We start from the raw sequence: 12838 nt of genomic DNA on the forward strand, positions 1-12838 counted from the left end.
CTGATTAACTCTTGCCTCGCTAAGCGTTGCTGTCTGCCGTCTCAGTGGGGTCGCATTATAGGGCGCGGCGAATTTTACGCAAGCGTTTTTTAAAGAAAACTTGAAATAAAGTGCTGTTCGTTCAATTTACGCGCTAAACACACTAAAACCCCTAGTCAACTGTACAAAATAACAACGACTTTTCCCTGAAAGGATCTTCAGTATTATCTATTATCGATATTTCGCAAGTTTTTGGCATAAAAAAAGCGCCATTAACTTCGGCGCTTTCCATAAAACAAAATAAAAACTTGTTAATAGAGGATACTGTAAAGCTTTCTTCTATATTTAGCCGCTAAACTATCACCATCCGGTAAAGAGGCAATAATAGCTAAATAACTTACCTTGGCATCGGCAAAATTCAAATCTTTTTTCAACACTGTAAATAGTAACTCTAACGCTTGCTCTTTTTTGCCTGCTTGGTCGTATGCTGCACTTAGTTCAACTTTTAATTCAAGATCGTTAGGATACTTTTCAACTTTCGCTTGTAATGCTTTTAGCTCTGGCGATTCTTGTGCTTGAAGTGCTTGTGCGCACTTTGCTTGAATATTTGTAAAGTATGCATCTTGCTCATTTTCATTTACTGAAGCTAACAAAGCTTGCGCGTCATCCAGTTTATGAATTTGAATGCATATATCTGCCAATACTAATTTTATACGCGCATTTGTATTGTCTAATTCGTAAGCCTGCTTGGCAAAATTAAACGCTTGATTTAAATCCTGAGCGATCAGTGCTTGCTTGGCTTGTTCTAACAACATTTCATGAGGCTGCGGTAAATGTTTACTTAACGCTTCTCTGATTTGAGTTTCAGCTTGTGCACCGGCTAATACATCAACAGGTGCTGAATCTTTTAATAGCACTAAGGTTGGTAATGTTTGTAGTCCAACTTGCTGTGCTAGTTGTGCTGCGAGTGCTTGCTCTAAATCACAATCTAATGTGGCAACTAATATATAGTCACCATAATCTTTGGCTATTGTCTGTAAAATAGCTGCTTGAGATTGACACTCTGGACTTTGTGCTGAAAAGAAACTTAACAGGACTAGTTTTTGTTGTGATGTTTCACCCAGCACTTGTTGAAGATTTTGCGGATTAACATTTACCATATTATTCATTGCTATTGATTGCCATATCAGACTATTTAGGGTTTTATATGGAGGCAAACATAATAATTACAAGCCCAGAATCACAAGCCATAAATCAAAAAGGTCTTTTATGAAATTTCATAGTCTATACGCTGCACTTATACTGCTTAGTCCATTAGCAAGCTCAACAACCTTGGAGCTGAAGTTAGATAAAACGATGCCTGCCATTGAAAAGTTTTACTTAGATTTACACCAGTCCCCAGAACTTTCATACCATGAGCAAGAAACGGGAGAAAAGCTTGCCACCAAATTACGTGCGCTTGGCTATGAGGTGACCGACAATGTGGGTGGCTTTGGTGTAGTAGGCTTATATAAAAATGGTGATGGCCCGACAATAATGATCCGTACTGATACAGACGGCTTACCAATCATAGAACAAACTGGTAAATCATATGCTTCAACAGTCACTGTTATAAATGATGAAGGAGCAAACGTTGGTGTGATGCACGGATGTGGTCATGATATTCATATGAGTTCATTTATTGGTACTGCGCAACAATTAATGCTACATAAAGATGCATGGCAAGGAACCTTAATGATGGTGGCACAACCTGCAGAAGAGGTGGGTGGCGGTGCAAAAGCGATGCTCAAAGAAGGTTTATTTAGTAAATACCCGACTCCTGATCACGTTATCGCTTTGCATGTTAGTGCGAGTGTTCCTGCAGGACAAGTCAGTATGAAAAATGAGTACACCATGGCCAGTGTGGATTCAGTAGATATTACGGTTAAAGGTAAAGGTGGTCATGGTGCTTACCCACATATGACTATTGACCCTGTTGTTATCGCATCACGGATCGTGTTGGCACTGCAAACAATTACCAGTCGCGAATTATCACCTCTTGAACCCTCAGTAATTACAGTGGGTTCAATTCACGGTGGAGCTAAACATAATGTAATTTCGAATGAAGTAAAGCTACAGCTGACACTTAGAAGTTATAATCCTAAAATTCGCGAGCAACAAATTGCAGCAATAAAACGTATAACTAAAGGCATTGCATTAAGTGCAGGATTGGATGAAAGCTTAATACCTGTGGTTTATGTACATGAAGATGAGTCAATCCCATCTACATATAACGACCCTGCACAAACTAATATTGTACGTAGTGCGATTAGCTCGGCGATTGGACAAAGTAATGTGCTTGAAACCGAAGCGGTTATGGCAGGGGAAGATTTTGGTTTATATGGCCGCACAGATAAAAACATCCCTATCACCTTATTTTGGTTAGGTGGTGTAGAGCAAGCTCAATATCAAGCGGCACAAACATCAGGGGCAACTTTACCTTCACTACATTCAAGTAAATTTGCACCTGACTATAAAGTTGCAATCCCCACAGGTATCACTGCGATGAGTAACGCTGCGGTGGCTTTGTTTAATCAATAATCTTAGCAATGGATGACTAAGCCGATTTTGTTTTTGGTTTAGTTTTTCTTGTAAAACGCCGCTTTTGCGGCGTTTTTGGTAATTGTGCAAATACGTTGCTATCACAATTTTTGGCAAGTTCCACAAAAGCCGCTAAATCCACTAATAAAGGATTTAAAAATTGTTGATAACTCATTTGTTGTTCTGCTATGTCGCCCAACGATGCTTCCCATTTTGCGGTTAGGTCTGGGCTGGCTAAACCATGCGGTAACGCACTGATCAATGCTTTACCTGTATCGGTTGCTAAAATGAGTTTACCTTGACGTCTTAAAAATTGTCTTCTAAATAATAACTCTAAAATACCCGCTCTGGTTGCTTCGGTTCCTAAGCCGTCTGTTTCTTTGAGTATTTTTTTGATTTCTGGATCTTTAACGTACCGACTAATACCTGTCATTGCACTAAGCAGCGTTGCATCATTGAAATGAGCTGGCGGGCTGGTCATTTTATCAATTACTTCACCGCGTTCACACTGCAACTGTTGCCCTTTAATTAATGGCGGCAATATCTGCTCATCTTTTAATGCGGTTTTTCCCATTAACGCTTTAAAGCCTAAACTTACATCTTGTTTTGCGTTGGCTTTAAAGATACCACCATTAATTGTTATTTCAGCCTTTGTTTCATTGTAAATGTAGTCTGGATAAAACTGGATCAGATAATGACGGCTAATAAGACCATACACTTTACCTTCTTCAACGCTCAAACTTGCTGACTTTTGCTGCTTAGCGGTAGGAATAATGGCATGATGCGCAGCTACCTTAGCGTCGTTAAAACACTTACTGCGTTTACTCACATCTGCGCCTTGGCAATGAGTGTCATTTTGCCCGCCATTGATGGCAATTGCCTTTATTATACTGGCTGCTTCTTGGTGATGATCTTTGGGCAAGTAACGATTGTCTGAACGTGGATAGGTAATTAGCTTGTGACGCTCATATAAATTTTGACAAATATCCAATACCTTTTGTGCAGGCATTGAAAAAGCTTTCGCAGCATCAATTTGTAACGCTGACAAATTATACGGCAAAGGTGCTTGTTGCTTTTTCTGCTTTTGTTCAAGCGCCGTAACTTCACCTGATTGATTAGAAATTCGCGACGCAACATTCTCAGCAAGGCCTCGATGGAGCACTCGCCCCTCTTCATCTTGATAAGGTTCACACGCTTTGCTTGGTTGCCACTTTGCTGTAAACGGCTCTTTATTTTCGGTACTTAAATGAGCTAATACTTCATAAAAAGGTTTTGGCACAAAATTAGCAATCTCGTTATCACGCTGGACAACCAATCCTAATATCGGTGTTTGTACACGCCCTACTGATAATACATTACCAAACCCTGCTTTTTGACCTGCAAGCGTATAGGCGCGCGTTAAATTCATACCAAACAGCCAATCAGCTCGCGAACGCGCCAAAGCAGATACACTAAGTGGAATAAATTCACGGTTAGAGCGAACGTTTTGCAGCGACTTTTTAACCGCGCTAACATTCAAATCACTGATCAATAAACGTTGAATTTGCTGTTTTTTGGCTTGGCTAAGTTTAACTTGCTCAATCACCTCATCAACAAGTAATTGCCCTTCTCGGTCTGGATCACCAGCATGAACAAGTTGATCAGCTTGTTTGATTAACTTTTTAAGTACCGTAAGTTGCTTACGAGTTTTAGATTTTGCTTTTAACTGCCATTGCTGTGGGATAATCGGTAAGTCATCAAAGCGCCATTTTTTATATTGCTCATTATAATCATCAGGCTCTGCTTGCTCGAGCAAGTGACCTATACACCAAGAAACACAATCGCCATTAGCCACTTCAATATAGCCATCATGTTTTTTATGAGGCTTTGGTAGCGCATCGGCAATGGCACGACCTAAAGATGGCTTCTCGGCTATATAAAGTTTCATAGGGCACTATCAACAACTGGTTATTTAAACAGTAGTTTAGCACACGTAATTTAATCTACAAATAGTTAATGATTAGCTCTTTAAACTGCGATTTTTTCGCATAAATAAATACAACAGAGGAAGGTAGCACACAACGACAGTGCCAATATTGATTAACGGTAATAACGTTTTATATAGCATAGTGCTATACGATAAATCCCAAAGGTGGCGATCCACTAATCTAAATAATTGTAAGATAGGCGCACTAATTACAACCAATTGACCGATCACACTTTGCCAAAGATACACTTTATCTTTAATAGCCCAGTAAGCAATCAAAGCCATCCAAGCAATATCATTAAAAGCCCAAACTACATAACGCCAAATATAAGGGTCATCTAACTCTCTAAGGCTATTATGTATCAAGGTTCCATATAAGAAAAATAACCCAGTCACTAAAGTAAAACGTAAAGCGAGCCAGTCTTTGCGAAGATAAAAAACCAAAAAAGCTGGGCTTAAAAAAAACACCCAGCTTTTATTAAGTAATGATATAGCACCTAAAAACCAATCAGGCATGATTAGTCTGGCTTTTTATCATCGTCACCACTGCCATTACCCGGCATATAGCTATATTTATCAACGTTTTTCATCAGACACTCCGTTACACTTGTTAAAAAACTACTTTAAGCTAAATTAGGTACTTTGCCAAGCATCTTAACGCACATCTATCGGATCTGACTCCTTAGCCTTGCCTTGCATTATTGAAATTTCCACGCGGCGATTACGTCGTCTATCCGCATCAGAATCATTTGGAACAAGTGGTCGAGTTTCGGCATGACCGACAACAACCATTCTGGTTTTATCAAAGCCTTGCGCTTTTTGCATTTCAGTTGCAACCGCAACTGCACGCTTCGATGATAAGTCCCAGTTATTGGTATACAGCTCATTCGAAACTTGAAAATCATCAGTATGACCAGACACCGTAATTTCACCTGGCACATCTTTTAGTAACGCAGCTATATCACGAATGATTGGTTTAAACTTAGGTTGTAAAAATGCACTCCCAGATGGAAATGAACCATTTTCACGAATACGAATAATAATTTGCTGACCTAATGATTCCAACTCAACAGCACCATCCATGATTTGTTGTTCCAATTGCTGGGCTATCTTTTTAACTAACTCATTAACCTGCTCTTGATCAGCTGCAGAAATAGATTGTTCTGATGCTTGTTGTTGCGCTGTACTTTGTGACTCACCGCCACGCTTATTACCGCGTTGCTCTTGACGACCGCCAGCGGAGCTTTCATCACCAGCCTGAAACTCAAGCATTTGCTGGGTCATTTCGACAGTTTGCTGTTGAATGGTTTCGATTGGGGTAGGTTCAGGTTTACCTGGGGTGAACTCCATCGCGATAACGGATGTTCCTTTGGGAATATCTTTTACTTCTATTTTATTTTGTACACCAAAGGCAAACTTCATTGAGCCTGCGATTTGTTTAAATTTAAGTACATCCATTTCTGAAAACGCGAGTAAAAGTACAAAGAAGCACATCAATAGTGACATCAAATCCGCGAAGGTACCCATCCATGCTGGTAACCCGGGTGGTGGACACTTGCACTCTTGATCTGACATGCTTACTCCTCAGTATCCACTTTTCGTTTTGATTCAGCTAGGTAGTTTTTCAAAATACCTTCGATGACTTTTGGATTTTGGCCATCTTGTATACCTAATACCGCATCTAAAATTAGCCGCTGATTCATTGCTTCTTCGTCTTTACGCAATTCCAATTTTACTTGGATAGGAATTGCCACCACGTTTGCTAAAAACGCACCATATAATGTTGTTAAAAGCGCTACCGCCATCGCAGGACCAATCGCTTTAGGGTCATCCATATTCGACAACATCGCAACTAGACCAATCAAAGTACCGATCATCCCCATCGCAGGCGCAATATCGGCAAGCGCTTTAAACAAACCGGCCCCCGATTCATGACGAGTAGAAGTAAGAGAAATATCTTTTTGCAAGGTGGCACGAACAACATCAGCGTCATGACCGTCAACAAGCATATCAACCCCTTTACGCATAAACGCATTGGGTATTTCTGCTTCCTCTAGTGCTAAAAATCCGCCTTTACGGGCCGAGTCTGCAAGTTCAACTGCTTTTTCGATAAGCTCTTCAGGTGACTCTATTTTGAACATGAAGGCTTTAGCCGCGACTTTACCGATACCGAGGAATTGACTCATCGTATAGTTTGATAACACTATAAAAATCGAACCACCGAAAACAATAACCACCGATGGCGTGTTATAAAACATAGCCACTTCGCCGCCACTACTTAGTACCATTGACATAGCAATAAGACCAATAGCTCCGAGAATACCTATAATGGTTGCTAAATCCACTTACCCCTCCAGAGGAATCGATGCTTTGTTGCTACCAGCAACAAATTTTTATTATTAACAGCTTATCGGCAATCTATTGAATTACTTAAACCATTTAATGAAAAAAATGAAATGAAAGTTTTCAACCCTGTTTAGCATTTTAAGCTACCATTGATAACCTGCAAGGCTTAAGTAAAGGTATAAATAATTAAAAGTGGCAAGAAAACAATTAATTATTCAAAAAAAATGCATCACCCTTTGACCTAGTTTAGCATTCCCCCTAAAATTGGCCTCACATTTCTATCATCTAAGTTAAATCAGTATGGCGACGAAAAAACCAGAGAACCTAAGCTTCGAGCAAGCGCTTGATGAATTATCCTTAATCGTCACAGAAATGGAGCAAGGAGAGCTTTCCCTTGAGCAATCATTAAAACAGTTTGAACGCGGTATTGCTTTAGCCGGCGCATCTTCAAGTAAGTTACAACAAGCTGAACAAAAAGTAGCGATTTTAATGGGTAGTGATAGTCAGTCACCACTTACTAACTTTGATAATGATTTGGAATAACGGGTGTTAATAACAGAGCAAATAAAATGTGCTCAACAAGATGTTGAAGCCACTCTCAATCGGTATTTTGAGCAACCGCTCGATACCGAGCAAAGCATCAAACAAGCCACCCACTACAGCGTTTTAAATGGCGGTAAACGATTACGACCATTTTTAGTGTATGCCACGGGAAAAATGCTTGGCGCAAATAAACAAGATTTAGACGTGTTGGCTGCTGCTATTGAATGTATTCATAGTTATTCGTTAGTTCATGATGATTTACCCGCGATGGATGACGACGACCTGCGACGTGGTAGACCGACTTGCCATATTGTCTATGGCGAAGCTCATGCTATTTTAGCCGGTGATGCGCTGCAAACATTAGCGTTTGATTTAATTGCTAACCATTCATTTAACGTTCCTGCACAGCAACAGTTAAAAATGATTGCAGCACTTGCCAAAGCATCGGGTATTGAAGGTATGGTCGGTGGTCAAGCACTGGATATTGCAGCGACTGACAAATTAGTCAATTTAGCTGAGCTCGAACGTATCCATAAATTAAAAACAGGTGCTTTGTTAAATTGTGCAATTACTTTAGGTGCATTATGCGCAGCTGATACAAATCAACAAACATTATTACAATTAAAACAGTTTGGTGATGCAATTGGGCTGGCTTTTCAGGTGCAAGACGATATTCTTGATATCGAAGGTGATACCCAAGTCTTAGGTAAACCACAAGGCTCCGATGTTGCAGCAAATAAAGCGACCTACCCTGCTCTACTTGGGCTTACAGGTGCAAAACAAAAAGCACAATCATTACTAAAATGCGCACTCGATGCGTTAGCAGCAATAGATGCTGACACTTCTGAGCTAGAAAACTTGGCAAAATATATTGTTGAACGCGATTATTAATTCTAGGCTCTAGCTTGAGCAAGTAATGATGTACAAAATAACTAAAGAATCAGAGTAATATTACGCTATAATGACCTCTGGTTAGCGAAGGATGTATTAAAAATCATGACACTTGATAGTAGCAAGTATCCATTATTAGGTTTGGTTGACGAACCAGCCCAGTTGCGTGATTTAGCGCAAGACAAATTACCTGCTTTTAGTAATGAGTTACGTGATTACTTACTAAACTCAGTCTCGCAAAGTAGTGGTCACTTAGCATCAGGTTTAGGCACAGTTGAGCTTACTGTAGCGCTTCATTATGTATATAACACCCCTGAAGATCGCTTAGTATGGGATGTAGGCCATCAAGCATACCCACATAAAATTCTCACAGGGCGCCGTGATCAAATGCACACGATCCGCCAAAAAGACGGTTTACATCCGTTTCCATTTCGTGAAGAAAGCCACTACGACACTTTTAGTGTTGGCCATTCAAGCACCTCGATTTCTGCTGCTTTAGGCATGTCAATTGCGGCGCAAAAAGAAGGCAAAGGACGAAAAACAGTAGCGGTTATTGGTGATGGTGCGATTACCGCGGGCATGGCGTTTGAAGCAATGAATCACTTAGGTGATGTTAAATCTGACATGCTGATCATATTAAACGATAACGAAATGTCGATTTCTGAAAATGTCGGTGCACTAACTAATCATTTCGCTCGTATCTTATCAGGCAGTTTTTACACTAACATTCGTGAAGGTAGTAAAAAGCTGCTATCTGGCGTGCCACCAGTAAAAGAATTAGCCAGCCGCATGGAAGAGCACTTAAAAGGCATGGTTATCCCAGGCACCTTTTTTGAAGAGTTAGGCTTAAATTACATTGGCCCAATTGATGGTCATGATGTAAACATGTTGGTTGATACACTGCGCAATATGCGTAACCTAAAAGGGCCGCAGTTACTGCATATCAAAACCCAGAAAGGTAAAGGCTATAAACCAGCAGAAGCAGATCCAATAGGCTATCACGGCGTACCTAAGTTCGACCCTGCGATTTCCAGCCTACCAAAATCAAAACCAGGCGCTGCGACTTTTTCTAAAGTATTTGGCGATTGGTTGTGTGACATGGCAAGTCAAGATGAAAAGCTTATGGCAATCACCCCGGCTATGCGTGAAGGCTCAGGCATGGTGCATTTTTCAAAAGAATACCCTGAGCAATATTTTGATGTTGCCATTGCCGAGCAACACGCGGTTACTTTAGCCGCAGGTTTTGCCTGCGAAGGCTTAAAACCAGTTGTCGCTATTTATTCAAGCTTTTTACAACGTGCCTACGATCAGCTTATTCACGATGTTGCTCTGCAAAACTTACCCGTGTTATTTGCAATTGACCGTGCTGGTATTGTTGGAGCTGATGGCGAAACTCATCAAGGCGCATACGATTTAAGCTTTATCCGTTGTATCCCTAATATGATTATCATGGCACCGAGTGATACTAATGAATGTCGTCAAATGCTGTACACTGGTTATCGTTGTAACAGCCCTGTTGCAGTTCGTTATCCTCGTGGTAGTGCTGGCACAACTGAAATCTGCGAGCAAATGACTGAGCTTGAAATTGGTAAAGGTCGTGTGATTAAACAAGGTGCTAAAATCGCAGTTTTATCCTTTGGTACTTTACTTGAAAACGCTCAACTGGCAGTCAATGAATTAAATGCCAGCCTCGTTGATATGCGTTTTGTTAAACCTCTTGATAGCGCACTAATCGACACTTTATTAGCCGATCATGACGTCATTGTAACCCTTGAAGATAACGCGATTGTTGGTGGTGCAGGCTCTGCTGTTAATGAATATTTAGCAGCTATCAAAGCAACAGTAAGCATCCTAAATTTAGGCATTCCCGATGAATTCATCAAGCATGGCACGCAAGAGCAAATGCACGATGAAATGGGCTTAGGCTCACAAGGTATACTCGATAGCATAAAAAACTTTATTACTAAGTAACCAACGTTTAAGTTAATAAAATAACAAAGGAGCGTAGGCTCCTTTGTTATTTATTTTCAAACATTTAAAAAAATCTCACTTTTTTTTCAACTTTCTTGCATCCAATTATTTCCCTGCCACGTTTATTCACTGAGGTTAGCTCGTGAGCAAAGTGTTCACGCTTTTATTTAATACCAATCGACTTAAATATTTAGCCTTTCTAGCGTGCTAAATAAAGCGCTAACGGCGTTATGAATTTTTCATGTAGAACAACTACATATAAAAATTTATGCCTTGTTATCACTCTATTTATCCGTCGCTATAAATGACTAACAACTTAACACGATTGGTATAAGCTGTTTTAAGCCAAGCTCTTTGTATGTTCACATTTGATGGAATATTTAAGAAGGTACAAGTTATGAAAACGTTAAAATCAGGCGAAAGCACCAAATCTATTCACGCACAATTAATGACCAGTAAACTTTGTTTGTCTGCGCTTACTCTAGCAATTTTGATTGGCTTAACCGGCTGTAGTGGCGATGATGGAAAAGATGGTGCTGTAGGCCCGCAAGGTGAAATGGGCATGGACGGCGTCGATGGTGCTGATGGTACAAATGGTAGCGATGGCACGAATGGATCAGATGGTACTCCAGGATTTGCAGCCGCAACTTTTATTTTGGCTAATAATGGTGCTGATAATGCAGGCACCGTTGATTTGATTAATCAAAATGCTGCAAAGTTAAAAACATTTAATAGTGGTGCAAATGAAGGTGTTGCATTTGATAGCTTAGGTAATTTAATTCAAGCCAGCGATTCTGGTAATGGCGCTCTTAGCACCGTTTGCCAAGTATTAAGCCGTGCCGATGGGGGTATGTTTGACAGTAATCGTGATCGTACCATTACCGGCAGCAACACTACGTTAGTCAATCCCAAAGGTATTCATATATCAAATAAGCGCGGACTCATTTTTGCCGCTGACTTTAATGCCATGCAGATCACTGTCTTTGGTGCTACCGCCGCAGGAAATGCAGCGCCTTTAGCTAGTACAGTTACAGACGCAAAACCGTGGGATGTAACATACGATGATATAAACGATCGCTTATATGTGGCACTCACTAATGGTGATGTTGCAGTATACGATAATTATGTAGATGGTGGCTTTACCGCTATGGCAACTCGTACAATCACACCCAGTGATGCAAGCGGTAACAAAGTTTCCGTTAATATTCATGGTATCGTTTATGATGCTGATACAAATAAATTAGTACTTTCTGACGTCGGCAGTGCCAGTGATGCAACCGACGGCGCATTATTTGTGATCAACAACGCATCCCTTGCTACTGGCAATACCACGGTTGCTCGCAGTATCGCTGGCCCTGCTACTATGCTTGGTAACCCTGTGGATATCAGCCTGACTGGTAGCGACTTACGCGTTGCAGAAAAATCTAATGATGCAATTCTGGTATTTAGCAATATCTTTAATGGCGTCAGTGGTGACATTAGTCCAGATAGCGTCACCGCAACGATTAAGCCAGAGTCAATAACCGCAACAGTGATGCATAATGATATGCCTGATGTATCTGACAGTTATATGACTAATATGCCATTGATGGGTATTGCTGTAAGCAGTAATCCAAGCGCGGCAGGCCCTACAACAGGACAAATTTCACGTCTAAATGCACAGTTAACAAGTGAAATTGGCAGTTATAATGCAAGTCAAACAATCGAAAGTGTTGCCTTTGATAAAGCCGGTAACAGCTATGCGAGCTTTGATAACAGCACAACCTCTGTAGGTGGAATTGTTATTTCCAATAAAGTCGCGATGCACCGTGATGGCGAGGTATTTACACTAAGCCAAGATTCTATCATCAGCGGCAGTAATACCGGCCTAATCTCGCCAAAAGGTATTGATGTAGCATCAGACAGTGGGATGATTTTTGTCGCTGAAAACAATGCCACAACACCGGGAATATTAATATTCTCAACATGTACTACGGGTGATGTAACGCCCCTTTTGACGCTCACAGCAAGCGGTGGTGCACGTCCATGGGATGTTGACTATGATGTCACTACTGATAGAGCATTTGTGGCATTAACCAATGGGACTATTGCTGTTTTTGATGAAGTTAAAAGCAAGCTAATGGCGGGTATGAGCACTGTAACCGGGGAAGATCGCTTAATTACACCCGCAACAGCAGGAGTCGCATTCCCAGCCCCTACCAATATACATGGCATTGATTACGATCCACTAAGTGACTCATTAATTGTCTCAGATGTAGGCAGTGCCGCTGACGCCACTGATGGTAAATTGTTTGTATTAAATAATGCAGGAACCGGATCAGGTTTGAACAATGTCAGTGTCAATATCGCCGGACCTGCAACCATGCTCGGTAATCCTGTCGATATTATGTTTACCGGCAATCATTTATACGTAGCCGAAAAATCAAATGGCTTAGTCATGCGGTTTGATAATATTCTCAATAGCCCCAGCGGTGATATTGCAGCCAGCGTAAGCTACTCATTCACAGCTCCTGAGTCTGTTGCTATTTTACCAAGCTGGCTAAATCGCTAACCATCAAGGAC

General features: G+C 40.8%; 10 protein-coding genes. 5 read left to right on the forward strand and 5 right to left on the reverse strand.

The window, feature by feature from the left end; translation table 11 throughout:
* Positions 1 to 290: 290 nt before the first annotated feature.
* The gene (locus H5203_RS14165; RefSeq protein ID WP_145241107.1) at positions 291 to 1148 is read right to left on the reverse strand and encodes a tetratricopeptide repeat protein; all 858 of its coding nucleotides are present in this window, start codon (positions 1146 to 1148) and stop codon (positions 291 to 293) included.
* Between the two features lie 100 nt (positions 1149 to 1248).
* Between H5203_RS14165 and H5203_RS14170 the strand changes: the two genes are divergently transcribed.
* Positions 1249 to 2559 (forward strand): M20 family metallopeptidase, encoded by a 1311-nt coding sequence (locus tag H5203_RS14170; RefSeq protein WP_145241109.1) that lies wholly within the window; start codon positions 1249 to 1251, stop codon positions 2557 to 2559.
* 16 nt (positions 2560 to 2575) lie between these two features.
* On the opposite strand, the gene H5203_RS14175 is transcribed toward H5203_RS14170, so the two are convergent.
* From H5203_RS14175 to pomA, 4 genes are all read right to left on the reverse strand, one after another.
* The gene (locus H5203_RS14175) at positions 2576 to 4486 is read right to left on the reverse strand and encodes a DNA topoisomerase III (protein ID WP_145241111.1); all 1911 of its coding nucleotides are present in this window, start codon (positions 4484 to 4486) and stop codon (positions 2576 to 2578) included.
* A 72-nt stretch (positions 4487 to 4558) separates the two neighbouring features.
* The gene (locus H5203_RS14180) at positions 4559 to 5041 is read right to left on the reverse strand and encodes a hypothetical protein (RefSeq protein WP_145241113.1); all 483 of its coding nucleotides are present in this window, start codon (positions 5039 to 5041) and stop codon (positions 4559 to 4561) included.
* A gap of 138 nt (positions 5042 to 5179) precedes the next feature.
* Positions 5180 to 6100, reverse strand: coding sequence for a flagellar motor protein MotB (locus H5203_RS14185; RefSeq protein ID WP_145241115.1), 921 nt, complete (start codon positions 6098 to 6100; stop codon positions 5180 to 5182).
* A gap of 2 nt (positions 6101 to 6102) precedes the next feature.
* Complete coding sequence (gene pomA, locus H5203_RS14190; protein ID WP_145241117.1) at positions 6103 to 6870, reverse strand: flagellar motor protein PomA; 768 nt, start codon at positions 6868 to 6870, stop codon at positions 6103 to 6105.
* Between the two features lie 301 nt (positions 6871 to 7171).
* Between pomA and H5203_RS14195 the strand changes: the two genes are divergently transcribed.
* The 4 genes from H5203_RS14195 to H5203_RS14210 all read left to right on the forward strand — a co-directional run bounded on the left by H5203_RS14195 (position 7172) and on the right by H5203_RS14210 (position 12827).
* Positions 7172 to 7414, forward strand: coding sequence for an exodeoxyribonuclease VII small subunit (locus tag H5203_RS14195; protein WP_145241119.1), 243 nt, complete (start codon positions 7172 to 7174; stop codon positions 7412 to 7414).
* Positions 7415 to 7417: 3 nt separating this feature from the next.
* On the forward strand, positions 7418 to 8305 hold the full coding sequence (gene ispA / locus H5203_RS14200; RefSeq protein ID WP_145241121.1) for a (2E,6E)-farnesyl diphosphate synthase: 888 nt from the start codon (positions 7418 to 7420) through the stop codon (positions 8303 to 8305).
* 105 nt (positions 8306 to 8410) lie between these two features.
* Positions 8411 to 10276 (forward strand): 1-deoxy-D-xylulose-5-phosphate synthase, encoded by a 1866-nt coding sequence (gene dxs / locus H5203_RS14205; RefSeq protein ID WP_182819886.1) that lies wholly within the window; start codon positions 8411 to 8413, stop codon positions 10274 to 10276.
* Positions 10277 to 10673: 397 nt separating this feature from the next.
* Complete coding sequence (locus H5203_RS14210) at positions 10674 to 12827, forward strand: hypothetical protein (RefSeq protein WP_182819887.1); 2154 nt, start codon at positions 10674 to 10676, stop codon at positions 12825 to 12827.
* The last annotated feature ends 11 nt before the right edge of the window (positions 12828 to 12838 follow it).

Origin of the sequence: Pseudoalteromonas sp. SG41-1 (genome assembly GCF_014164575.1) — a bacterium.
Taxonomy (GTDB): domain Bacteria; phylum Pseudomonadota; class Gammaproteobacteria; order Enterobacterales; family Alteromonadaceae; genus Pseudoalteromonas; species Pseudoalteromonas rhizosphaerae.

Excerpts from the sequence above, each read along its gene's own strand:
- H5203_RS14165 (WP_145241107.1), bottom strand. The coding sequence starts at position 1,148 with ATGAATAATATGGTAAATGTTAATCCGCAAAATCTTCAACAAGTGCTG.
- H5203_RS14170 (WP_145241109.1), top strand. The coding sequence starts at position 1,249 with ATGAAATTTCATAGTCTATACGCTGCACTTATACTGCTTAGTCCATTA.
- H5203_RS14175 (WP_145241111.1), bottom strand. The coding sequence starts at position 4,486 with ATGAAACTTTATATAGCCGAGAAGCCATCTTTAGGTCGTGCCATTGCC.
- H5203_RS14180 (WP_145241113.1), bottom strand. The coding sequence starts at position 5,041 with ATGCCTGATTGGTTTTTAGGTGCTATATCATTACTTAATAAAAGCTGG.
- H5203_RS14185 (WP_145241115.1), bottom strand. The coding sequence starts at position 6,100 with ATGTCAGATCAAGAGTGCAAGTGTCCACCACCCGGGTTACCAGCATGG.
- H5203_RS14195 (WP_145241119.1), top strand. The coding sequence starts at position 7,172 with ATGGCGACGAAAAAACCAGAGAACCTAAGCTTCGAGCAAGCGCTTGAT.
- dxs (WP_182819886.1), top strand. The coding sequence starts at position 8,411 with ATGACACTTGATAGTAGCAAGTATCCATTATTAGGTTTGGTTGACGAA.
- H5203_RS14210 (WP_182819887.1), top strand. The coding sequence starts at position 10,674 with ATGAAAACGTTAAAATCAGGCGAAAGCACCAAATCTATTCACGCACAA.